Annotated in this window: 21 protein-coding genes and 1 pseudogene; 7 read left to right on the forward strand and 15 right to left on the reverse strand. The window is 63.7% G+C overall.

The features are described from left to right. Positions 1 to 27: 27 nt before the first annotated feature. The gene (locus tag GRS80_RS03010) at positions 28 to 609 is read right to left on the reverse strand and encodes a magnesium transporter (RefSeq protein WP_160046261.1); all 582 of its coding nucleotides are present in this window, start codon (positions 607 to 609) and stop codon (positions 28 to 30) included. After that, a complete protein-coding gene (locus GRS80_RS03015; protein ID WP_160046262.1) occupies positions 609 to 1,178 on the reverse strand; it encodes a magnesium transporter in 570 nt (189 codons plus the stop codon). Before GRS80_RS03015 ends, GRS80_RS03010 begins: the two co-directional genes overlap by 1 nt. A gap of 65 nt (positions 1,179 to 1,243) precedes the next feature. Between GRS80_RS03015 and GRS80_RS03020 the strand changes: the two are divergent. Together GRS80_RS03020 and GRS80_RS03025 are read left to right on the forward strand one after the other, a co-directional pair. Then, a pseudogene (locus GRS80_RS03020) lies at positions 1,244 to 1,427 on the forward strand (universal stress protein); the annotation flags it as partial. A gap of 41 nt (positions 1,428 to 1,468) precedes the next feature. Next, the gene (locus GRS80_RS03025) at positions 1,469 to 1,942 is read left to right on the forward strand and encodes a hypothetical protein (RefSeq protein WP_160046263.1); all 474 of its coding nucleotides are present in this window, start codon (positions 1,469 to 1,471) and stop codon (positions 1,940 to 1,942) included. A gap of 17 nt (positions 1,943 to 1,959) precedes the next feature. Here GRS80_RS03025 and GRS80_RS03030 read toward each other — a convergent pair whose 3' ends face one another. Continuing rightward, positions 1,960 to 2,328, reverse strand: coding sequence for a CrcB family protein (locus GRS80_RS03030; RefSeq protein WP_343161424.1), 369 nt, complete (start codon positions 2,326 to 2,328; stop codon positions 1,960 to 1,962). 65 nt (positions 2,329 to 2,393) lie between these two features. Continuing rightward, positions 2,394 to 2,822, reverse strand: coding sequence for a CrcB family protein (locus GRS80_RS03035; protein ID WP_160046264.1), 429 nt, complete (start codon positions 2,820 to 2,822; stop codon positions 2,394 to 2,396). A gap of 254 nt (positions 2,823 to 3,076) precedes the next feature. Between GRS80_RS03035 and GRS80_RS03040 the strand changes: the two genes are divergently transcribed. Next, positions 3,077 to 3,985, forward strand: a complete 909-nt coding sequence (locus GRS80_RS03040) for a cation diffusion facilitator family transporter (protein ID WP_160046265.1) — start codon at positions 3,077 to 3,079, stop codon at positions 3,983 to 3,985. Positions 3,986 to 4,127: 142 nt separating this feature from the next. On the opposite strand, the gene GRS80_RS03045 is transcribed toward GRS80_RS03040, so the two are convergent. Next, positions 4,128 to 5,312, reverse strand: coding sequence for an ATP-binding protein (locus GRS80_RS03045; RefSeq protein ID WP_160046266.1), 1,185 nt, complete (start codon positions 5,310 to 5,312; stop codon positions 4,128 to 4,130). Positions 5,313 to 5,556: 244 nt separating this feature from the next. Here GRS80_RS03045 and GRS80_RS03050 point away from each other — a divergent pair, with 244 nt between their 5' ends. Then, entirely contained in the window at positions 5,557 to 6,477 is a 921-nt protein-coding gene (locus GRS80_RS03050) for an MBL fold metallo-hydrolase (protein ID WP_160046267.1), read from the forward strand. A 183-nt stretch (positions 6,478 to 6,660) separates the two neighbouring features. Beyond that, on the forward strand, positions 6,661 to 8,652 hold the full coding sequence (locus GRS80_RS03055; RefSeq protein ID WP_160046268.1) for a long-chain fatty acid--CoA ligase: 1,992 nt from the start codon (positions 6,661 to 6,663) through the stop codon (positions 8,650 to 8,652). A 144-nt stretch (positions 8,653 to 8,796) separates the two neighbouring features. Here the strand turns inward: GRS80_RS03055 and GRS80_RS03060 are convergent, their stop codons facing one another. From GRS80_RS03060 to ahaH, 8 genes are all read right to left on the reverse strand, one after another. After that, positions 8,797 to 10,212: an ATP synthase subunit B gene (locus tag GRS80_RS03060; protein WP_160046269.1), complete on the reverse strand. Its 1,416-nt coding sequence runs from the start codon at positions 10,210 to 10,212 to the stop codon at positions 8,797 to 8,799. A 2-nt stretch (positions 10,213 to 10,214) separates the two neighbouring features. Continuing rightward, on the reverse strand, positions 10,215 to 11,978 hold the full coding sequence (locus GRS80_RS03065) for an ATP synthase subunit A (protein WP_160046270.1): 1,764 nt from the start codon (positions 11,976 to 11,978) through the stop codon (positions 10,215 to 10,217). 2 nt (positions 11,979 to 11,980) lie between these two features. After that, on the reverse strand, positions 11,981 to 12,322 hold the full coding sequence (locus GRS80_RS03070; RefSeq protein ID WP_160046271.1) for a V-type ATP synthase subunit F: 342 nt from the start codon (positions 12,320 to 12,322) through the stop codon (positions 11,981 to 11,983). Continuing rightward, positions 12,319 to 13,395, reverse strand: coding sequence for a V-type ATP synthase subunit C (locus GRS80_RS03075; protein ID WP_160046272.1), 1,077 nt, complete (start codon positions 13,393 to 13,395; stop codon positions 12,319 to 12,321). Before GRS80_RS03075 ends, GRS80_RS03070 begins: the two co-directional genes overlap by 4 nt. Beyond that, on the reverse strand, positions 13,392 to 13,979 hold the full coding sequence (locus GRS80_RS03080) for a V-type ATP synthase subunit E (RefSeq protein WP_160046273.1): 588 nt from the start codon (positions 13,977 to 13,979) through the stop codon (positions 13,392 to 13,394). The genes GRS80_RS03075 and GRS80_RS03080 overlap by 4 nt, the downstream gene beginning before the upstream one ends. Positions 13,980 to 13,994: 15 nt before the next feature. After that, positions 13,995 to 14,282, reverse strand: coding sequence for a hypothetical protein (locus GRS80_RS03085; protein ID WP_149081137.1), 288 nt, complete (start codon positions 14,280 to 14,282; stop codon positions 13,995 to 13,997). 287 nt (positions 14,283 to 14,569) lie between these two features. After that, positions 14,570 to 16,882 carry a V-type ATP synthase subunit I gene (locus tag GRS80_RS03090; RefSeq protein ID WP_235019615.1) on the reverse strand — a complete coding sequence of 771 codons (2,313 nt, stop codon included), beginning with the start codon at positions 16,880 to 16,882 and terminating at the stop codon, positions 14,570 to 14,572. Then, positions 16,869 to 17,201, reverse strand: coding sequence for an ATP synthase archaeal subunit H (ahaH, locus tag GRS80_RS03095; RefSeq protein ID WP_160046274.1), 333 nt, complete (start codon positions 17,199 to 17,201; stop codon positions 16,869 to 16,871). Before ahaH ends, GRS80_RS03090 begins: the two co-directional genes overlap by 14 nt. A gap of 154 nt (positions 17,202 to 17,355) precedes the next feature. On the opposite strand from ahaH, the gene GRS80_RS03100 reads away from it, so the two are divergent. Beyond that, positions 17,356 to 17,979, forward strand: a complete 624-nt coding sequence (locus GRS80_RS03100; protein ID WP_160046275.1) for a methyltransferase domain-containing protein — start codon at positions 17,356 to 17,358, stop codon at positions 17,977 to 17,979. A 9-nt stretch (positions 17,980 to 17,988) separates the two neighbouring features. On the opposite strand, the gene GRS80_RS03105 is transcribed toward GRS80_RS03100, so the two are convergent. Further along, positions 17,989 to 18,483 carry a type IV pilin N-terminal domain-containing protein gene (locus tag GRS80_RS03105; protein ID WP_160046293.1) on the reverse strand — a complete coding sequence of 165 codons (495 nt, stop codon included), beginning with the start codon at positions 18,481 to 18,483 and terminating at the stop codon, positions 17,989 to 17,991. 166 nt (positions 18,484 to 18,649) lie between these two features. Further along, a complete protein-coding gene (locus GRS80_RS03110) occupies positions 18,650 to 19,891 on the reverse strand; it encodes a hypothetical protein (protein WP_160046276.1) in 1,242 nt (413 codons plus the stop codon). Between the two features lie 157 nt (positions 19,892 to 20,048). Between GRS80_RS03110 and GRS80_RS03115 the strand changes: the two genes are divergently transcribed. Continuing rightward, entirely contained in the window at positions 20,049 to 21,296 is a 1,248-nt protein-coding gene (locus GRS80_RS03115; RefSeq protein WP_200840308.1) for a hypothetical protein, read from the forward strand. Positions 21,297 to 21,609 lie beyond the last annotated feature (313 nt).

A 21,609-nucleotide genomic window follows, 5' to 3' on the forward strand; every position in this document is an offset into this window, starting at 1 on the left:
CCGACCTGGAGCGGTCGCCACGAGCGTTCAAAAGCCGAGGACGAGCGCCGAGACGCCAATGAAGATCACCATTCCGAAGACGTCGACGACGTTGGTGACGATCGGAATCGTGGTGTCGTCGGGGTCGATCCCCAGTCGATAGGAGCCGTAGGTCGCTAGAAAACTGAAGACGACCGCGATGACGGCGACGGACATCCCGCTGACCAGCGAGATTACCAGCAACTGCGAGAGCGGGAGCGGCGAGCCGATGAGGATGCCGAGCCCGTACGCACCGACCGCGAGCGCAGAAAAGATCGTCGCGGCGAGCGCCAGGATGGCCGCGACGTTCGCCCACAGCACGCGATCGGACGGGTCGAGTTCGGTCGTCCCCAGGTGAAAGCGCGTCGAGAGCCGCGAACTCAAGATCGCACCGAGGTTGCCGCCCATGTCGACCATCGTCGGCACCATCACGGCAAGGATCGCGTACTGGTTAAGCATCTCCTCTGCGCCCTCGAGAGTGATGCCAGCCCAGAGGACGATGATCGAGAGGACGATCAGCAACGGGAACATGTTCCCGACGATGCGCTTCCAGTTCCACGTGCCGAGCGAGCCGCCGCCGACGACGACCATCAGACGATCACCTCGACGAACCCGATCGCGAACAGCATGAACACCATGCCGAAGATGTCACCCAACGTGGTAACGATCGGTCCGACGAGGTTGTCGGGATCGTAGCCGAACGTGTAGCCGGCGAAGATCAACGCGAGCAGCCCGAAGATCAAGACGACCGACGTCAACGCGCCGGCGACCAACATAATGGCGACGAGTTCGTACAGCGCTGCGACCTGCCAGCCGAGTATCAAGAGCGCGATCCAGGTGACGACGCCGATGACGATCGAGATGCCGATCCCGTTGACGAACGAGGCGAGGACGGCGTTGACGAGTCGGTCGTCCCACCTAAAGCGTGGTTCGATCAGCCCCTGGTGGAGGCCGCTCGCGATACGCCCGCCCAGTGCGCCGTAAACGTTCCCTCTCGTCGCCAGAAATACCGGGATCATCACGAGGAGGCCCGGAAACCGCTCGACGCTCTCGATCATCCCCTCGAGCACCAGGCCGGCGAACAGTCCGCCGCCGAGTGCGACGAGCAAGACCGGTATCGCCTCCCGATAGATCGACCAGAAGTCACGCCGAACGCTCATACGGGTGAATCATCCAGTCGACTGTTAAGTTTACCGGGACGATCCCACGTTAGTGCGAGGAGACGCTCGAAACCGAACTCGTCGCTGGCGAGCCGACGCGAACGATCGTCGACTACGCCGAGGAAGGCGACGTCGACCACGTCGTCATCGGCAGTCACGGACGAGGGAGTCGCACGCTACCTCCTCGGGAGCGTCGCGGAGGGGGTCGTTCGGCGCTCGCTCGCGCCGGTGACGGTCGTTCGTCCGTGAGATCGTTAACGAAATTACGGCCCGGCGTCTAGTCAGCGAAAATGAACGTATCGCGCCGCTCGGTCCTCGGCGTCCTCGGCGTCGGTGCCCTCGGTGGACTCGCCGGGTGTACGATGCTCGACCAGACGGTTTCCCTCCGCCAGTTGGTGCTCGCGAACGAAGCGGACGACGAACGCGCCGTCAATCTCCTCGTCGAAGCGGACGGCACACTGGTCCACTGGGCGACAGAGACGGTTCCGCCCGCGGACGGGACCGTTCCCGGCACCGTCCAGATCGGCTGCACCTGGCCGGTCGACGTCCCGAGTTACCGGCTATCGACCCGACTGGACGGCGAATCGGAGTGGGAGAGCTGGGAGATCGACGCCACAGCGGTCCACGACGACGGCGAACTCTGTCGACGCATCACGATCGACGAAGACGGCGAAATCAGCGAGCAATCGATCACTCCGTGTCCGAGCGATCCGTCCGGCCTCGAGGCGATCGAGTTCACGTGCGACGATCGGTCGGCCAGATAACTTCCTCGAGAGAGCGCTCAGAGCGAGACAACGGCGACGACGAGCCAGGCGACACCGATTCCGGCGAGCGAGAGGACGAGGTTGCCCGCCGCGTTCACGACCGCGAGCCGGCGGTCACCGCGTTCGTACAGCTGGACCGTCTCGACCGAGAACGAGGAGAACGTGGTGAACGCGCCACAGGCGCCGATCCCGAGCAACTGGATGGTCGACTCGCCAGCGCCGGCGAAGATCGCCACCGCGAAGACGAAACTGCCGATCACGTTCACCGCGAGCGTCGGCCACGGGAATCGCTCGCTCGAGAGGTGGAGATAGACCCCGTGGCGCAACACGGCACCGATTGCGCCGCCGGTGCCGACGATGTGGGCGGGTTCGGGATCGAACGCGATGGCCTCCGAGAGAAGCGAGAGAGCGAGGAGGCCGGCGACGAACGCGTCGACGACGCTACCGGAGATCACGCCGTCTCACCACCGGTTTCCGCAGTCGTGGTCGAGCCGTCGGTTACCCGGCGTGCGAGCGCTCGGCTCGCGAGGACGCCCGCGAATCCGAGCCCGTAGTTACCCACGACGATAGCGACGAGTACGAGCGGTTCCGCGGGTCCCGCGGTGATCCCGGTCTGGATCGCGAACGTGCTGTAGGTGGTAAGCGAGGAGAGGAATCCGGTCGTAAAGACGATACGAGACGTTCGGTCGACGAGGCCAGCGTACTGCGCCTCGTACACTAAAAACCCGAGCGCAAAACTCCCGAGGACGTTGACGAGCAACACCGCGAGGACGTCCGGAAATAGTCCCACTGCGAAAAATCGGAGGTTGGCACCGGCGAAGCCGCCGATAGCGATTAGTGCGAGCGTCTCGAGTCGAACGAGGGGGTGGTCGTCTGCCATGGCTGGTGGTCACAGGGACCGTCAGCCGCCCTCGCGGTCGGATCGCCGCCGTCGACGTGGCGACACCGACGGGACGTCTTGCCACAGAGGGAGTCGGCAGTTGGGTCGGGCGGGCCCCATCGCCCGGATACGGCAGGATTCTCGAGGAACCCGTATCAGAATTTCGGAACGCGAATCGACCGGGTCGGGTCTGGGCTCCGACTCCGTCGCGCCGAAGGAAAAGACCCAAGTTTAGACTGACTCTAATCAGTGACATGGTCGACGACGCCGCGGACGGGAGAGGCGGGTTCGTTCGAGCCTCGTGGGCGAACGTCCTCGGCAACGCGGTGAAGATTCTCGCCGAGGGTGCGGCCGGGCTCGCCTTCGGGAGCGTCGCCCTGGTCGCGGACGCGGCACACTCCGTTGCCGACCTGGTCGCGAGCGTCGTCGTGCTCGTCTGGGGGCGGAGTTCCTTCGAGGAACCCGACGACACCCATCCACACGGTCACGACCGGATCGAACCGCTGACAGCGCTGTTCGTCGGCGCGGTGATCGCAGTACTCGGGCTGTATCTGTTCTACGAATCCGTCCAGGGGCTCGTCTTCCCGGACCCACCCGCGGCCAGCCCGCTGTTGCTCGGCGCGCTCGGCTTTGCGATCGCCGATATGTACCTCGTCTACCGCTACACGGAGTACGTCAACGCCGACATCGGCTCGACCGCGCTCGAGGCGCTCGCGACGGACTGTCTGAACGATATCTACACCTCGTTCGCGGCGGTCGTCGGCGTTTTCGGCGTTCTGTTCGGTCATCCGGTGCTCGATCCGCTCGCCGGCGCACTCGTCAGCGTTCTCGTCGTCTACCAGGGCGTCGAGATCGGCCGCGAGAACGTCGAGTACCTCACCGGCGCCGCCGCGGACGCCGACCAGCGCGCCGAGATCACGGGAGCGCTTCGCGACCACCCCGCGGTCGAGGGCGTCCACGATCTAACCGTCTTCTACGACGGCACCGTCCTCGAGGTCGAGGTCCACGTGGAAGTCGACGGCGACATGCCGTTCCGGCGGGCCCACGACATCGAATCCGACCTCATCGACCGCCTACGGGGACTCGAGGACGTCGGCGACGCCCACATCCACCTCGATCCGTCCGGGATCGGCGAGTGGAAAGACCGGGACGACAAACGGTGATGCCCCGTCTCGCCCAGTGGACGTTTCCAGTGATTCCGTTCCCCCGTTTCCGCTTTCCGACCGAACCAGAGCGTAGGCGAAATTCGTGACGTGAATCCGAGCCACGCTGACGTGGCACGCCGATTGCGCTGGTCGTCCTGAGCTACGGCCGTTCGACGGCCGATTCGTCGATTCGTCGCCCCTCGAGGGCCGCCTCGCCGGTGTCGATACTCTCGTCACGGTCGGCCGAATCCGGTGGCCGGGGGAGCGTTACGACGACCGTCGTCCCCGTCGGGCCGGTTTCGGCGAGTTCGACGGTTCCTCCGTATCTGTCCGCCAGGATTCGGACGAGATAGAGCCCGAGGCCGTGATTTCGTGACTTTCGTTCGAACAGCGATCCGCGCCACTGTTCCGGAATGCCCGGGCCGTCGTCCGAGACGGCAACGATTGCCGCCTCCGGCGTCGTCTCGACGCTCAGATCGACGTGGGGCGTCTCCGAGTCGTTGTGGACGATCGCGTTCTCGAGCAGATTTTCGAAGATTCGCTCGATGCCGTCGTTGCCGACGACGACCGCGGTGTCGGGCAGAGACGTATCAATGTCGGCGTGAGCGTGTTCGTCTCGAGCGGCCGAAACCGTGGCCTCGAGCAGTTCCGCGAGGTCGACCGTCGACAGTCGGTCGGGACACTCGTTCGCGTCGAGCAGAAGTCGAACGTCCTCGACGACGGCCGTGAGCGCATCGCTCTCCTGGCTGATCGCCTCAAGTCGGGTTCGTGTTCGGTCGTCCCGGCTTCCATCGAGGAGCATCGTCGCGTGACCGCGGACGATCTGAACGCTGTTGAGTACTTCGTGTCGCAGGAGATCGTTCAGATAGCGAAGCAGTTCGCGCTCGTGTGCGAGTCGGTCGGTGTGGGCGGCGTTTGCGGCCGCTTCGGCCTCTCGACGGATCGCTCTCGCCTCGAGAACGCCGACCGCGACCCCGCCGAACGCGCCGGTAGTGACGACGACGTGAACCCAGACGACGGCCTGGAGGCGATCGTCGGGGGTGAGGACGACGAGTGCCAAGCCGCCGACGAGTAGCAGGGCGAGGAGGCCGGCGAGACACCAGCCGGCGATCCGCCCGTACTGATCGGCTCCGATTGAACCACGCTCGAGTCGCCACCCACCCCAGAGCAGACCCAGGGCGAAGAGAGCGACCGTCCCGGCACCGAGCGCACCCTCGACACCGAGTGTCGATCGAAACGCGACGAGCCAGGACAGGAGGACGACGCCGGAGAGCCCACCGAATGCACTAACGGCGTACGGGAGGCCGTGGTCGATCGTGCGGCGGGTCGACGGTTCTCCGGTCATCTCCACTACTGGCGGTTCGCGCCGTGCGGTAATCGGACGTCCCTACCGCCCTTCACAAACTGAGACGTGAAGTCTGTACCGACTTGTCACGGCCTCGCACGGTCCACTGTGTCGTGATCGTACTGTCCGGTGTATCGTGATCCTCGCACGTCCCAGTGTATCGTGATCGATCGGCCGCGGACGGTCGACCCGGCCGATCGCTGCCGACGCCAGCCTTTAACCCCTCCGACGACGGGCTACTGGTATGGAGTCAGGTTCCGTCCGAGCGGTTACGGCCGGCGACTGTACGGATCTCTACTACCTCGATACCGGGATGTACGACACCGACGGCTACGGCGCCGTCTACGTTCTCGACGACGACCGCCCCGCCGTCGTCGAAACCGGGATCGGCACCAACCACGAGCGGATCCTCGAGGCGCTTGCCGAACTCGACATCGCTCGCGACGAACTGGCGGCGATCGCGGTCACCCACGTCCATCTGGACCACGCCGGCGGCGCGGGGTTTCTCGCACGAGCGTGCCCGAACGCGGACGTCTACGTTCCGGCAGCGGGCGCGAGTCACCTCGCCGATCCCTCGGCGCTGGTCGCCGGGACGAAAGCCGCCGTCGGCGACCAGTGGGAGTTCTACACCGAACCCGAGCCAGTTCCTGAAGATCGGATCGTCGAGATCGACGACGGCGACGTAATCGACCTCGGTGATCACGAACTGCGCGTCCACGAGGCACCCGGCCACGCCTTCCACCAGGTCGTCTTCGCGGATCCCGAAAACGACGCGGTCTTCACCGGCGACGCCGCAGGTCTCTGGGCCCCCAAGCACGAACGGATCGTCGAGACCTCTCCGCCGTCTGACTTCGACCTCGAGGGGTGTCTCGCCGACCTCGAGACGATCGCCGAGATCGATCCCGACGTGCTCTGTTACACCCATTTCGGTCCCCGCGAGGTCGGCGACGACCTCGATCGCGCCCTCGAGGAGTACGCGACCGTCCTCGAGGAGTGGGTCGCCGACGTCGCGGCGGCGCGTGAAGAACTCGAGGACGACGAGGCGGTGATCGAACACGTCGTCGCGTCTACCGACCTCGAGGACGTCTGGAACGAACGCAAGGCCAGCGCCGAGGCGGCGATGAACGCCCGCGGCGTACTCGGCTACCTCGACGATCGGGACTGATCGCTCGAGGAGAACCGCCAGTCGCACAGACGCGACGACCCAAGCGATCGGAGTAAGCCGATCGTTTCCGTCGGAGACGCGGTCTCGTTACCGGTCGGCCGACGACGGTCACAACAATAAACGGTGTTGGCTCGGTTCCACGTTTCATCACGTTTTATCGTACGGGGCCTGTTCACATACGGTATGGACTGGCGGGAGGCAGAACGGGAGTACGACGACGAGGTGATCGGCGAGACGACGCTCGGTCGGATGTTCGAGGACGCGGCCGAACGACACAGAAATCGACCAGCACAGCGGTACAAGGGTGGCGTCTACGATCGGTCGCTGACCGACGACGTCGTCCCCCCCGCGACACCTGGCGCGTTCGGGGCGATCTCCTACGCCGAGATGCGCAGTATCGTCCGGACGCTCGCGGCGGGGTTTCGCGACCTCGGCCTCGAGACCGGCGACCGAGTTGGAATCTTCGCCGATACGAGAATGGAGTGGGCACAGTGTGATTTCGCCCTACTCTGTGCGGGCGGCGTCGTGACGACCGTCTACACCGGCTCGTCGTCCGATCAGGTCCGGTATCTGCTCGAGGATCCCGACGCCTCCGGCGTCGTCGTCGAGAACGAGAACCTCCTCGAGACCGTCCTCGCGGTCGAAGACGACCTCGCTCTCGAGTTCATCGTCTCGATGGACGAACTCGAGGGGTACGACGACCGCGAGGACGTGGTGACTCTCGGCGACCTCCACGAGCGCGGCGAGGAGGCGCTCGATCTCGAGACGTATCAGGAGTGGGTCGACGAGCCGAAGATGAACGATCTGGCGAGTCTGATCTACACGAGCGGAACGACGGGACAGCCAAAGGGAGTCAAACTCACCCATCGAAACTTCCGGGCGAACGTCAACCAGATTCGCAAACGGTACGGGCCGCGTCCGGACAAGGACGACGACCTACCGACGATCGACGAGGGCGTCCAGTCGGTCTCGTACCTGCCCCTAGCACACGTCTTCGAGCGGACCGCGGGCCACTTCCTCCTCTTGGCCAGCGGCGCCTGTATCGCCTACGCCGAAGATCCGGACACGCTTCAGGACGACTTCGAGGCAGTCGAGCCGAACACGGCGACAAGCGTCCCCCGCGTCTACGAGAAGATTTACGACGCGATCCGCGAGCAAGCCAGCGAGTCGTCGGTCAAACAGCGGATCTTCGAGTGGGCGACCGACGTCGGCGTCGAGTATCAGCGGGCGGAGTCGCCCGGTCCGGTGCTCTCGGCCAAGCGGTCGGTCGCCGACAGGCTGGTCTTCTCGACGGTTCGGGAGGCGCTCGGCGGAAACATCGAACTCCTGATCAGCGGCGGTGGAAGCCTCTCGCCCGAACTCTGCCAACTCTATCACGCCATGGGATTGCCGATCTACGAGGGGTACGGACTCACCGAGACCGCGCCCGTCGTCTCGGTCAACCCGCCGGAGGAGCCGAAGATCGGGACGATCGGCCCGGCGCTGCCCGGCGTCGAGATCGAGATCGACGAGAGCGTCGTCGACCAGGAGGCGTTCGACGACCCCGGCGACGTCGGCGAACTCCTCGTTCGCGGACCGAACGTCGCCGACGGCTACTGGAACAAGCCCGCCGCAACCGACCGCGCCTTTACGACGGATCTCCGGGCCAGCGACGGAGGGGAACTAACCGAACACATCGGTGACGGCCAGTGGTTTCGCACCGGCGACGTCGTCCACCGCCGCGAGGACGGCTACCTCGAGTTCCGCGAGCGGACGAAACAGATCATCGTCCTCTCGACGGGCAAGAACGTCGCACCGGCACCGATCGAGGATGCGTTTGCGGCGAGCGAAGTCGTCGAACAGTGTATGGTCGTCGGTGACGAACGAAAGTTCATCGGCGCGTTGCTCGTCCCGAACACGGATCACGTTCGAGAGTGGGCCGAGACCGAGGGAATCGACCTCCCCGGCGATCCGGCGGCACTCTGTGAGAACGAGCGCGTCCGCGAGTACGTCGGCGAGGAAGTCGAACGCGTCAACGAGGAGTTCGAGCGCCACGAGACGATAAAGCGGTTCGAACTCGTCCCGCGAGAGTTCACCGAGGAAAACGACATGCTCACGCCGACGATGAAGAAGAAACGCCGCGTTATCATGGACCGATTCGCCGATCGAGTCGATCGACTGTACGACGAACAGTGACGGACCACTCGCGGTCGTTCGGCATGTGATACGGTCTACGGTAACTGATTGCCGGTCGATCGCCCGCCGTTTCGCGATCGGCCGGTACCGACGCATCACGGTTCGGACGAACCGCCATCGAAAAAACGGAAGTCGTTGTCGGAATCAGTCGGCGGCCGCTTCGACCGTCTCGCCGTCGTCTTCGCGGTAGTGTTCCTCGATGAGATCCTCGCCGATACGGTTGAGTTCCTCCTTCGGCAGCATCGACAGCAGGTCCCAGCCGATCTCGAGGGTCTCGTCGATCGATCGGTTCGTGTCGTACCCCTGCTCGACGAACTCCTCTTCGAAGCGGTCGGCGAAGTCGAGGTACTTGTTGTCACGCTCGCTGAGTGCCTCGCGACCGACGATGTTCACGAGGTCGCGGAGGTCTTTCCCCTCCGCGTAGGCGGCGAACAGCTGGTCTTTGACGTCGGCGTGGTCGGCACGGGTGAGTCCCTCACCGATCCCGTCGTCCATTAGCCGCGAGAGGCTGGGTGAGACGTTGATCGGCGGCTCGACCCCCTGACTGTTCAGATCCCGATCCATCATGATCTGGCCTTCGGTAATGTAGCCGGTCAGGTCAGGAATCGGGTGCGTGTCGTCGTCGCCGGGCATCGTCAGGATCGGAATCTGTGTGACCGATCCCTCGCGGCCTTCGATTCGACCCGCCCGCTCGTAGAGCTGGGCCAGGTCCGTGTACATGTATCCGGGGTAACCACGTCGACCCGGAACCTCCTCGCGTGCGGCACCTATCTCTCGCAGTGCCTCACAGTAGTTGGTCATGTCCGTCAGGATCACGAGCACGTGATACCCTTTCTCGAAGGCGAGATACTCCGCCGTCGTCAGCGCCATCCGCGGCGTGACCGTCCGCTCGACTGCGGGGTCGTCCGCGAGGTTCATGAAGACGACCGAACGCTCGAGTGCGCCGGTGCGTTCGAAGTCGTCCATGAACTCGTTTGCCTCCTCGGCGGTGATCCCCATCGCGCCGAAGATGACCGCGAACTCGGAGCCACCCTCCTCGCTCTCTTCTTCTTCCGGAACGGTCGCCTGTCGAGCGATCTGGAGTGCGAGGTCGTTGTGTGGGAGCCCCGAGCCCGAGAAGATCGGGAGCTTCTGACCGCGAACGAGGGTGTTCATGCCGTCGATCGCGCTGACGCCCGTCTGGATGAACTCCTCGGGATACTCCCGAGAGTAGGGGTTGATCGCCGCACCGACGATGTCCTGGCGTTCTTCCGGAACGATGTCCGGGCCGCCGTCGATCGGGTTCCCGGAGCCGTCTAAGACCCGCCCGAGGAGGTCCTCGGTGACGGGCATCTTCATCGTCTCGCCCAAGAACCGAACCGAAGCGTTTCGATCGATACCGCCGGTGCCTTCGAACACCTGAATCGAGACGAGCCCGTCACTCGACTCGAGTACCTGTCCGCGCAAGGTGTCGCCCTGTGGCGTCTCGATTTCGACGATCTCGTCGTAGCCGATCGGCTCGTCGACTTCGGCGAACACCAACGGACCGCTGACTTCCGTAATTGTCTGATATTCTTTCATGGCTAGTAGAGCTCCCTGATCTGGGACTCGAGAGAGTCCTCGATGTCGTCGATGAACTCGTTCCACTCCTCGGCGACGCCGATACGGTTGAGCCGCGGGGCGGCGTCGACGTCAGCGATCTCCTCGACCGGCACACCGGCGTCGAGTGCGTTGAACGCTTCGTCGTTGAACGTCTTGATCGCCTGGAGCATCCGGTACGTCTTCTCCGGTTCGCAGTAGGTGTCCGTGTCGTTGAACGCGTCCTGTTGGAGCCACGCCTCGCGGATGTACCGAGAGACCTCCAGCGTCAGCTGCTGGTCCTCCGGCAGCGCGTCCTTGCCGACGAGCTGAACGATCTCCTGGAGTTCGGCTTCCTCGTCCAGAACGTCGACCGCCCACTGGCGGATCTCCGGATAGTCCTCCGCGACGTTCTCTCGGTACCAGGGATCGAGCTGTTGGCTGTACAGTGAGTACGACTCGTTCCAGTTGATCGACGGGAAGTGGCGTTTCTCGGCGAGGTCCGCATCCAGCGCCCAGAACGTCTTGACGATCCGCAGGGTGTTCTGGGTCACCGGCTCGGAGAAGTCGCCGCCGGGCGGCGACACTGCGCCGACGACCGAGATCGAACCCACGTCCCCGTTGAACAGCTGAAACAGTCCCGCCCGCTCGTAGAACTCCGAGAGCGACGCGGCGAGATACGCAGGATAGCCCTCTTCGCCGGGCATCTCCTCGAGTCGACTCGAGATCTCGCGCATGGCTTCGGCCCACCGCGAGGTGGAGTCGGCCATCAGCGCGACGTCGTAGCCCATGTCTCGGTAGTACTCCGCGATCGTGATCCCGGTATAAATACAGGATTCGCGGGCTGCGACTGGCATGTTCGACGTGTTCGCGATGAGACACGTCCGGGCCATCAGCGGGTTCCCGGTCTGTGGGTCCGGCAGTTCCGGGAAGTCCTCGATGACTTCCGTCATCTCGTTGCCGCGCTCGCCACAGCCGATGTAGACGACGATGTCGGCGTCGGACCACTTCGCGAGTTGCTGCTGGGTGACGGTCTTTCCGGATCCGAACGGACCGGGAATCGCCGCCGTCCCACCCTTCGCGAGCGGGAAGAGGCCGTCCTGGATTCGCTGGCCCGTCACCAGCGGATCGGTCGGCGTCATCTTGTCGCCGGCCGGCCGCGCTTCGCGGACCGGCCACTCCTGGTGCATCGAAATCTCTTCGCCACTCGAGAGTTCGACGACCGTCTCCTCGACGGTGAACGATCCCGCTTCGATGGAGACGACTTCGCCGCCTTCGTAGTCCGGCGGCACCATCACCTTGTGTTCGATCGTGACCGTCTCGGGGACCGTCCCGACGACGTCACCGGGCTCGACCGTCTCGCCCTCGGAGACCTCGGGCGTAAACTCCCAGCTCTTCTCGAGGTCGATACCGGGTGCGTCGACGCCCCGGTCGAGAAACGCCGATCCCATCTTCGACTCGAGGACGTCGAGCGGACGCTGGACGCCGTCGTAGATGGAGTCGAGCATTCCGGGTCCGAGGTCGACGCTCAGGGGTTCGCCCGTGTTCTGGACGGGTTCACCCGGGCCGACGCCGGAGGTTTCCTCGTAGACCTGAATCGTGGTCAGGTTCCCTTCGATCTCGATGACCTCGCCCATCAGCCCTTCGTCGCCGACGTAGACGACGTCGTTCATCCGGGCGTCGAGGTCCGTGGCGGTCACGACAGGACCGCTCACGCGTTCGATTACACCGTCTTGGTCGACGGATTCGGTTTCTTCTGCCTGGCTCATAGTTAGTTACTGTCTTCCTCGTCGTCCTCTTCCATGAGGTCGATACCGATCGCGCGTTTGATCTGATCGCGCAGTCCGCCGCCACCCGTACCGGAGCCGATGGTGACGACGACCGGTTCGACGCTCGTTTCGACGTCCTGTCTGACGTTCCGCGAGAGGTGCTCGAGGTCGTCGTCGTGCATCACGACGATGCCGACGCCCTCGTCGTCTAGAACCGTCGTGACGGCGTCGTCTAACTCTGTCCCTTTCTGCTCGTCGGCGACGTTCTCGAACCGGCGAACGCCGGCGAGTCTGAATCCGGTCGTAAACTCGGGGTCGCCGACGACTGCGATCTCCTGGCTCATAGGATCACCAACTCCTCTTCGATCTCGCTCTCTGAAAGGCCGACCTCCCGGCCACGAGCGATCGCGCGGATGTTCTCGACCTCGCGTTCTTTCGCGAGGATGTACGATAAGACGGCCGACACCGACACCGGATAGATACTCGAGAGGGTATCCGAATACTCGAGCAACGCCGCGTCGAGTGCGTGTTCGAACTGGATGAGACTCTCCGCCTCACGCAGTCGTGTCAGGGCACTCGAGAGCCGATCGCCGTAGCGTTTGCTCTCGGCGATGTGGTCGACGAGTTCGTCGTAGTCGGTGACCAGCCGCGAGAGCTCCGAACGGTCGAAGAGAACGCCCCCTTCGATGTAGTACTCGGCGGGCTCGAGGTCGGCGCCGCTTCGGGCGAGGCGCAAGGCGTTCCGGGCGTTCCGGAAGTCGATCTCGGCCTGCAGGAACTCGACGTACAGCGCTTCCGGACCCGACTGTGGCTCGGTGAACGACAGATCGTACGATCCACTCAGGTCCTCGATGAGGCGTTCGTAGAACTCCCTGTCGAGGGCGTTCTCGAGTGGAACCAGCGCGCCGGTCTCCTCGTACTCCTCGTAGGCCTCCTCGAGTGCGTCGTGGAAGATCGTCCGGTTGAAGATCTCGACGACGTCCTCGACGGTATCCGCCTCGAGTGCACGATCGAGCGTCGCGTCGTCGATCTCACCGGCCCGGATGAGATCGGTTTCGATCTCGTCGGCCGGCGTGTCGGTGTAGACGCCGCGAATGATCGTCTTGATGTTCCAGACGTCGAACTTCCGGAGGTAGCGGGCGATGAGGTCGTAGAGTCGACCCTCCGACCAGTCCAGTAAGTCGTCGAAGTGCTTCGCGAGATTCTGATTCAGCGCGTACTCGATCAGGTCGACCCCCGAAAACCGCGTTCCGAGCTGGTTGATCTCGCGTTCGTACTCCGATTCCTCCATGAACCGTGCGATCCCACTTGGCCCCATCCGGATCAGCTTGCGGTAGTCCTCGTCCGCGAACAGCGACGCTCGACGCGACCGAACGCGGCCGTTGACGTACTCCGGATTCGAGGCACCGAAACTCATTGGTCGAAGAGGCGGTTGCTGATCTCCCGGAGGTTCTCTTCCCAGACGTCCTCGAGGACCGAGTCGAACGTGTTGTTGACCCGGACTCGGGATTCCTCGCTTTCGACGACGACGCCGCCGAGACAGTCGTAGGGACCGGCGTACTCGTAGTCGGCGTACTCGTCATCGGAGAGGATCGACTCGATCAGCTCGGCGTCTCCCTCGCGACCGTAGACACTGACGTCGTCGCCCGCTTCGAACTCGACGCTCGCGACGTCGAGCAGCTCACGAGTGAGCTGTTCACGCTCCTCGTCCTCGAGCGTCGCGAGTTCGTCTTCGACTGCTTCACGGACGTCTCCGAGGACGTCACGCCGGGCCTCCAGGCGTTGTTGTTTCGCCTCCAGTTTCGCACTGGAGAGTCGCTGTTCGCGAAGCTGTTCGATCTCGCGATCGACCTCGCGCTCCGCGCTCTCGAGGATCTCGTCGGCATCCGCTTCGGCCGCGTCGACGATCTCCTCAGCGCGGGTTTCACCCTCCGAACGGATGTCTTCCGCACGCGCGCGGGCCTCGTCTCGAATGTCTTCGACGACTGTGTCCAAACTCATTGTGGGACGGTTGGGTTACCCAACCAGGAAAATAACGACGATCGCGAAAATGACGAGCGTTTCGGGTAACACCGTCATAACGATCCCGGGAACGAACATATCGTCGTCCTCGGCGATAGCGCCGACGGCGGCCGCACCGATCCCCCGCTCGGCGTAACCGGATGCGAGCGCGGCGAGACCGACGGAGATCGCCGCCGCAGCCTCGGCGTAGTTCTCCGCGACCGCAACGTCAGATTCGTTCGTCTCAGCGGCCTCCGCCGCCTGCAGTGCAATATCAGCGAGCTCGGGTGCGTTTTCGATCATGATTAGTGCGATATGCGGATTGGATTTCTCCGAACAGGCGTATCTGTCGCTGCTCCCCTCATAAAACTCTCGAAAGAATTCGACATAGCTAAACCGTATCAACAGATTTCGCCCGATCGTGCTACAAATTGGCAAAGATGGTTCCTGACGGGTTCGAGACAGTACCGGCTGAAACGATCGACGGACCGAATCCGTTCGCCCAGGTGGTGTCGAGCCGAGGCCGGTGTACGTGTCCACAGTGGGACTCGAGTCAATCGACAACGGCGCGGAAAAAGACGAAGCGTCGATCAGTCGGCCGGCTGGACCGTCTGCTCCTCACCGAACGGCTCGTACTCCTCGCCGCCGCCCTGGTAGAACTTCTGGAAGAATTCCACGTACTCGAGACGCAGCATCTGGATCCCTGCTGCGGTGATGCCGAGCAGGAGGACCAGAATGTGCCCGAGGATGAAGACGACGATGGCGGCGATGATCGCGATCGCCGAGACCAGGATACCGTCGCCGGCGTGGACGAGACCGACGAATTCGGGCGAGAGCTCTCCGTACTCGTACCCCGAGATCTCGGTAATGTGCAGTCCGGGGTAGTTGAAGTACGTGTAGCCTGCCTCCGTCTCGTAGGCGCCGAAGACCAGCAGATTGACCGCGAACGCCATCCCACCCTTTGCGAGCAGGACCGCGACCATCCGCAGGTACGAGAGGACGTGGCCGAACGCCCACGCCGGAATCTCGAAGACGCCGGCGATCCCCTCGCCGACGCCGACCATCACGCTACCGACGAGGAACATCGCGATGCCGAGGATGCCGACGATCTCCGGAAGGCCGGCGAAGCCGAGGAACTCGTAGAGAACGGCATCAGGGCCGGTTCCAACGAGGAACTCGGGTTTCGTCTGGCTGAACGCGAGGTCAGCGGGTAACGCGGCGATACCGTGTTCGATGCTCCCGGCGTCACCGTGAGAGAAGATCCAGATGAACAGCCCGTTCATCGCGAGGATCCACGACAGTCGCTCGTAGACGGCCGCCTTCAGCCCGTGGCTGAGGTCGTTGACGAAGCCCATGATGAGGCCGATGTTGAGGTGGATGATCCCGAACAGGATGCTCAGGATGATCCACAGCAACGCCCACTCCGAGAGCTGGAGCCCCTTCGAGAGCGAGCCGGCAAGCGGCAGGAAGCCGAGTCCCACGTCCGCCATGTGGATGCCGAAGATGTCGTCGTACAGGTAGCCGAAGACGACGGTGAACGCACCGGCCCAGATGCCGATCGTTCCGAGCGCCTTGCCGGCGTCGGAGTCGAAGTACTTCCAGCAGCCGTAGCCCATCAGCATGTAAAGGATCCCGTAGCCGATGTCCCCGATCATGAACCCGAACGCAAACGGGTAGGTCAGAAACACCAGCAACGTGGGATCGAGTTCGCTGTACTTGGGCTGGCTCACCATCTTCACCAGCAGTTCGAACGGCTTCGCCGGCGTCAGGTTGTCGAGGATAACCGGCGGATCCTCGTCCATCGTGACGGCACCGCTCGAGCCGGCGGCGCCGGCCGCCCCGGTCGTCCCACCGTCAGTCGCGGCCTTCTGACGCGCCGGCTGTGACGCTTCGGCGTCGTCTGCGTCACCGTTGCCACCGTCGCCGTCACCGCCGCTGCCCGTGTGAGCCTCGGCGCCGTGTTCGTGTTCCTCGTACTCCGCGACCTCGAGCTGTTCGATCTCGACGCTATCGCCGACGGCGTCGGTGACGGCGTCGACGAATCGGTCGTACTCGGAGGCGGGAATCCAGCCCTCGGCGATGAAGGCGTTGTCCGTCGTCGCGAACTGCAACGGTGCCTCCGCGCGCTGGACCTCGATGCTCAGCTCCTCCTCGAGGCGCACGAGGAAGCCGCCGTCGTCGAGTTCGATCTCCTCGAGGTCGGCGTCGATCCGATCGAGTTCGTCCTCGAGGTCGCGTTTCTCGTCGGTGAGTTCGCGGACGTACTCCCCGGGGCTCTGTTCGGTCTCCGGGACCGGGTGACGGGTGAACTCGATTCCGACGAGCGCATCGTCGACGAGTCCGTCGGTCGACTCACCCTCCGCAGGTGCGGCGACGATCGCGACGACGTCGCCGCCGGTCAGGATCTCGTACGCGCGGATCTCCTCGGCCGCCTCGAGGGCCGATTCGACCTCGGCGTAGGAACCCTCACCGACGAGGACGTCGACGCTGTCGTACCCCGAGAGCAGATCGGGATCGATCCCGAGTTCGGCGAAGGGGTCGACGCGATCGATCTTCTCCTCGACCAGCCGTAGCTCCTCGCGGGCCTCGGAGTGTTGGTCGTCGAGTTCGTTTACCCGCGTCCGGATCTCCTCGAGTCGCTGCTCCCAGTTGTCGTCGACCGTTCCGGCGGCCGTTTCCTCACGGGAGATATCGAGCGTGCTCTCGAGGGCGCGGACGGTCACCAGCTTCTCGGAGGCGTCGTCGGCCCCCTCGATCGGGTTACCGTTGTCGAACCCCTCCCAGGAGCCGTCGTAATCCGAGAGATGAACCAGGTTCAACTCGTGGATCGTCTCGATGACCGTGGGCATGACGCCCTTCGAGCCGGCCATCGAGACCTTGCTCATCTGCTCAGGTCTGAGCATGAACGTCCTCCTGGAACAGGTCGACGACGTGGTCGGTTACTTCCTCGACCCGTTTTTCGGCGCGCTCGGCGAGCGCCGCACGCTCCTGTTCGCCCTCTTCGAGGACGCGCTCACACTCCTCATCGATCTCCTCGCGGGCCTCCTCGAGGCGTCGCTCTTTGAGATCGCGCGCTTCCTCTTCCGCGTCCGTGCGAATCTCCTCGGCACGTTTCCGGGCCTCGGCTATTCGCTCGTCGCGGTCATCTTCTGCCTCTGCGACGATGTCGTCGGCATCGTGCTCCGCCGACTGAATTCGTTCGAGAACCTCTGGCCTCGGCATACTCTAAGCAAACGAACGTTTGCGACAGCGCGTATATGGTAGTTGCGAAAGTCCGCCACGACACAGACGCTTTGCGAACGCAGTAGTCCCGGATTAGCACGGATCGTCGAACAGAACAGTAGACATATCCCGGTCGGCGCGAAACGTACGTTTAATGGGAGTTCTGGAACACAAGGCCCGCGCCCGGCTGTTCTACAAGTATCTCTCCAGGGTCTACGATCGAGTCAACCCGTTTATTTGGACCGAAGAGATGCGAACGGACGCGCTCGGCCTGCTCGACCTCGAGCCCGAGATGACCGTCCTCGACGTCGGCTGTGGCACCGGATTCGCCACGGATGGGCTACTCGAACACGTCGACGAGGTGTACGCACTCGACCAGAGCGAACACCAACTCGAGCGAGCCTACGCGAAGTTCGGCAAGCGAGCGCCGCCGGTGACCTTCCACCGTGGTGACGCCGAACGACTGCCGTTCGCGACCGACACGTTCGACGTCGTCTGGTCCTCGGGTTCGATCGAGTACTGGCCGAACCCGATTCTCGCCTTGCGGGAGTTTCGCCGCGTGTTGAAACCCGGCGGCCAGGTACTCGTCGTCGGCCCCAACTATCCCGATAGCTTTCTCGCTCGCAAACTCGCGGACTCGATAATGCTGTTTTACGACGAGTACGAGGCCGATCGGATGTTCAAACGCGCCGGCTTCGAGGAGGTCAAACACGCGTTTCTGGGTCCCTCCTACGATCCGGACGTGGCGATCACGACGATCGGCCGCGCGCCGGAGTGACCGTCGCCCTCACGATGCTATCGCCTCGAGGGCCGCAATCTGCCGGTCGTCCGCCGCAAGTCGGACCGTCACTGCGTCGCCCGCAGTCGGCACCGGGTCGTTCGTCTCGGCGACGAAAACGCTCGCCCGCTCGCCGCTTTGCCACTCCGGATCAGCCTGCTCGTTGAACGGTCCGGTCGGCGTCCCGTTGAATCCGTTCGCGCCCGCGGCCGGTACGGGTGGCTGTTCGGCTAGGTCCTCCCCGTCGACGGCGATGGCGACCGAAAGCTCCCGAACGTCGATCGGATCGCCCGCGACGTGGTCGATCGCGATTTCGACGTCCTCGGCGTCGGTGTCGACCGAGAGATCGAACGCGGCGGTCGGCCCCGTCGACTCGAGCGACCACGTGGCCGCGCCGACCGCGACGACGCCGGCCAGACAGACGGTAATCGCGAGCAACGCGACGACGCCGACGAGTGGACTGAGAGCGCGACCGCTCTCGGGGATTCGACCGCCGCCGAACAGCGGCGGCTCGTCGTTCGGCGTCACCGATCCTCGATCGACCCCAGTCACGCACCTCCCTGGCCGCGCCTTCGAATATAAACGCCCGGCTTCTCGCCTCCGGCGTTGCGTCAGTCGCCGCGTCCGTTCCACAACCGTGTGACAAACGAGACGGGAGCCGCGGCGTCCGTCAGTACTGCCAGTTCCCGTCGACCGTCGCCTCGACGGTTCCCGACTCGGTCTCCGCGGTCAGTTCGTAGGTACCGTCCGGCGGGAGAATCCAGCGGCTTCCGTCCACGCCGGTCTGCCCGACCTCGTGGTCGTCGATAGCGATCGTCGCCGGGACCGGGTCGCCAGTCGACTCGTCCCTGACGATGACTTCGGCCGGTCCGTTCGCCGGCGTCTCGTTGAGCGTCATCTCGAGTCCGTCGTTGGTCCAGCTCTGAGAGGAATCGACCGGCAACGAGCTGACCGATAGCTCCTGAAGTTCACGGTGGACTTCGCCGGAGCCGCCGTCGAGGTAGATCTCGAGGTGGTGGTCGTCGAGGACGAGGCGGACGAGGTGGGGACCTGACCCGAGCGGATAACTCGGACTACCGCTATCACTGGCCCACGGATACAGTTCCTGACCGCGCTCGAAGGCGGGGTTCGTCTGGTCTTCGATCTCCGCGAACTGATCCGACGAGTGCGGTTCGCGATTGTCGAACCGTGTCGTCTCGGAAACGTAGGTCGATCCGTCGAGGATCGAGACTCGATATCCATGCTGGGACGTTTGCAGGCGAATGTCGTACTCGGTGTTCGGATCCACTCGCTCGCTCGCCAGAGCGAGATTCGTCCGTATCGGCGTCCTGTGGAATCCGAGCGTCGCCTCGGTTGCATCCCGTTGCTGGTTCGACAACGAGTACCCCGGTACCATATCCGCGTGCTGATTCAGGTCGTCGAGTGCGTTTTGCAACGCGACTGCTTCGTTGTAGTTTCGCAACAACATCCGGACGGCTTCCCCGTCCGATCGCTCGCCGTTCGCGTGGCCGCGGATGATCTCCTCTTCGCGCTCCTCGAGTTCGAGTGCGCGCTCTTCGATTCTATCGTGTGCGTCCTCGATCATCGCCGCCTGCTCGTCCGGAGAGGCAGTATCGAACTCGCGTTCAGCGATCACGTACTGTTCGTGGTCGATTCGCAACTCGTCGTCGCTGCTCGCGAGAACTGTGCCGAGATCGGTTCCGACGTGTGTGTAGCTGGTGCCAGCGTCGCCGATCGGCAGGCGGTTTGTCGTTCCATCCACCTCGACCGGCGTTTGTTGTGGGGACTGGTCCTGGACGCTTCCCGACGACTCGAATTCCGCGAGACCGCTCGAATCCGCGGCGACGAGCGTCATGGCGGGAAGCGAGCAGACGAGAAGCAACGCGAGGAGGGCGGCAGTCGCGCTGTTCATCGGGCCACGGTACGCGTTCCTGATACAAAAGCGGGTCGCACTCGAGACGGGCGCTACCGAACGATTCTCGGACGGCGAGACCGGCTACGACGCGCAGTAACGCCGTATTTTTGTATGGAAAGTGTTTTTTCCCCCGGGAAACCACCCGTTGTTAGGTATGCGGTTATCCACCGCTGTCACAGTCGCCCTCACAGCCCTCCTCGTCACCTCGATGCTCGGGATGGCGGCCGTCTCGCCGTCGGCCGCACTCGAGTCCGAGCCCGACCCGGCGGTCGCTGTCGATCCAGCGACGGCGTCCATCGCCGAACCAGGTGACCGCGCGAGCATCCAACACTCTCCCGCGTCGACCACCACCGACGGGTCGCCGCTCTCACCCGCGGATCCCTACCAGGTGATCCGGATCAACCTCACCGACGACGGCGACGCCCGCTGGTCGATCGAAACGCGGTTTCTCATCACCGACGACGAGGACGAAACCGTCTTCGAGGAGTACGCCGCCGAGGTTGCCGCCGGCAACCGTGACGTCGGCTACGAGAGTACACAGTTCGACGCCGTCGTCGCCGACGTCGCCGCCTCGAGCGGACGCGAGATGAGGATCGAAGACGACGGCTGGGATCAGCCACGAATCGAAGAGCCCGAAGACGAGTACGACGACGATGTCCGCATCGGCGTCATCTCCTACTCGTTCACCTGGACGGAGTTCAGCCGGGTCGACGAAAATCGAATCTACTTCGATGATACGCTCCAGGCGGACAACGGCTCCTGGCTGGATCTCGGCGACGGCCAACGGCTCGTCATCGAGTCTCCGTCGGGCTACTTCCTCGAGACGCCCACCGACCTCGAGTGGGACGGGCCACACGAGTTCGAGGAAGGCGAACTCGACATCATCTTCGTCCAGGGCTCGGGCCCAGCTGGACTCTCGCTCGAGTACCTGCTGGCTGGTCTGATCATCGTACTCGTTGGCGGGTTCGTCCTCTATCGCGTCTGGCAGTCCGCCGACGAGGAGCGGCTCCCGGACTGGCTTCCCGCCTCTGCTCCGTCGAGCGCGGAGAGCAGTTCGTCTGCATCCACACCGACGGACTCGGGCGGTGGACAGACGGTCCCGGACGACCGTGCGGACGGAGATCTCGCGGGCCCGTCGTCCACCAGTATCGAGTTCGACGAAGAGATCGACGACGACGTCGATCCGGAACTGTTGAGCGACGAGGAACGGGTCCTCAGGATGCTCAAACAAAACGGCGGCCGAATGAAACAGGCGAACATCGTCAAAGAAACCGGCTGGTCGAACGCCAAGGTATCACAACTGCTCTCACAGATGGACGACGACGAATCGATCGAGAAACTCCGAATCGGTCGCGAGAATCTCATCACTCTGCCGGAAGTCGATCCGACGGAGATCGATTAGCTCTCCGTTCTGTCGGAAGGCGGTGTGTCGCCGCCGGAGCACACGACATCCGTTGACCTCCTCCTCCGCGTAAACGCGGAGGAATCCCACCATGGGATTTCAGGCCCAGCGTTGTGGCCTGTTGGTTTCAAGACGCATACGTTCCACACGTCTCTTGCTGGGTTTCAGCATCGGTGTGGCTGTCTTGCGGCCCGGTCAAAGAGGTCGTTCGAAAGGCGCTTAGTGATTAACGCAACTTCTGGATGAATCCGTCGAGGTGATTTTCGATCCAGGAGCCTGCGAAACTCAGCTGATCGGTCAACTTCGTGAAAAT

The organism is Natrialba sp. INN-245, assembly GCF_009807105.1.
Lineage (GTDB): Archaea > Halobacteriota > Halobacteria > Halobacteriales > Natrialbaceae > Natrarchaeobius > Natrarchaeobius swarupiae.

What these genes read in the sequence shown, in the direction of transcription:
- GRS80_RS03010 (WP_160046261.1), bottom strand. Translation starts at nt 609, where the DNA reads ATGGTCGTCGTCGGCGGCGGCTCGCTCGGCACGTGGAACTGGAAGCGC.
- GRS80_RS03015 (WP_160046262.1), bottom strand. Translation starts at nt 1,178, where the DNA reads ATGAGCGTTCGGCGTGACTTCTGGTCGATCTATCGGGAGGCGATACCG.
- GRS80_RS03025 (WP_160046263.1), top strand. Translation starts at nt 1,469, where the DNA reads ATGAACGTATCGCGCCGCTCGGTCCTCGGCGTCCTCGGCGTCGGTGCC.
- GRS80_RS03035 (WP_160046264.1), bottom strand. Translation starts at nt 2,822, where the DNA reads ATGGCAGACGACCACCCCCTCGTTCGACTCGAGACGCTCGCACTAATC.
- GRS80_RS03040 (WP_160046265.1), top strand. Translation starts at nt 3,077, where the DNA reads ATGGTCGACGACGCCGCGGACGGGAGAGGCGGGTTCGTTCGAGCCTCG.
- GRS80_RS03045 (WP_160046266.1), bottom strand. Translation starts at nt 5,312, where the DNA reads ATGACCGGAGAACCGTCGACCCGCCGCACGATCGACCACGGCCTCCCG.
- GRS80_RS03050 (WP_160046267.1), top strand. Translation starts at nt 5,557, where the DNA reads ATGGAGTCAGGTTCCGTCCGAGCGGTTACGGCCGGCGACTGTACGGAT.
- GRS80_RS03055 (WP_160046268.1), top strand. Translation starts at nt 6,661, where the DNA reads ATGGACTGGCGGGAGGCAGAACGGGAGTACGACGACGAGGTGATCGGC.
- GRS80_RS03060 (WP_160046269.1), bottom strand. Translation starts at nt 10,212, where the DNA reads ATGAAAGAATATCAGACAATTACGGAAGTCAGCGGTCCGTTGGTGTTC.
- GRS80_RS03065 (WP_160046270.1), bottom strand. Translation starts at nt 11,978, where the DNA reads ATGAGCCAGGCAGAAGAAACCGAATCCGTCGACCAAGACGGTGTAATC.
- GRS80_RS03070 (WP_160046271.1), bottom strand. Translation starts at nt 12,322, where the DNA reads ATGAGCCAGGAGATCGCAGTCGTCGGCGACCCCGAGTTTACGACCGGA.
- GRS80_RS03075 (WP_160046272.1), bottom strand. Translation starts at nt 13,395, where the DNA reads ATGAGTTTCGGTGCCTCGAATCCGGAGTACGTCAACGGCCGCGTTCGG.
- GRS80_RS03080 (WP_160046273.1), bottom strand. Translation starts at nt 13,979, where the DNA reads ATGAGTTTGGACACAGTCGTCGAAGACATTCGAGACGAGGCCCGCGCG.
- GRS80_RS03085 (WP_149081137.1), bottom strand. Translation starts at nt 14,282, where the DNA reads ATGATCGAAAACGCACCCGAGCTCGCTGATATTGCACTGCAGGCGGCG.
- GRS80_RS03090 (WP_235019615.1), bottom strand. Translation starts at nt 16,882, where the DNA reads ATGCTCAGACCTGAGCAGATGAGCAAGGTCTCGATGGCCGGCTCGAAG.
- ahaH (WP_160046274.1), bottom strand. Translation starts at nt 17,201, where the DNA reads ATGCCGAGGCCAGAGGTTCTCGAACGAATTCAGTCGGCGGAGCACGAT.
- GRS80_RS03100 (WP_160046275.1), top strand. Translation starts at nt 17,356, where the DNA reads ATGGGAGTTCTGGAACACAAGGCCCGCGCCCGGCTGTTCTACAAGTAT.
- GRS80_RS03110 (WP_160046276.1), bottom strand. Translation starts at nt 19,891, where the DNA reads ATGAACAGCGCGACTGCCGCCCTCCTCGCGTTGCTTCTCGTCTGCTCG.
- GRS80_RS03115 (WP_200840308.1), top strand. Translation starts at nt 20,049, where the DNA reads ATGCGGTTATCCACCGCTGTCACAGTCGCCCTCACAGCCCTCCTCGTC.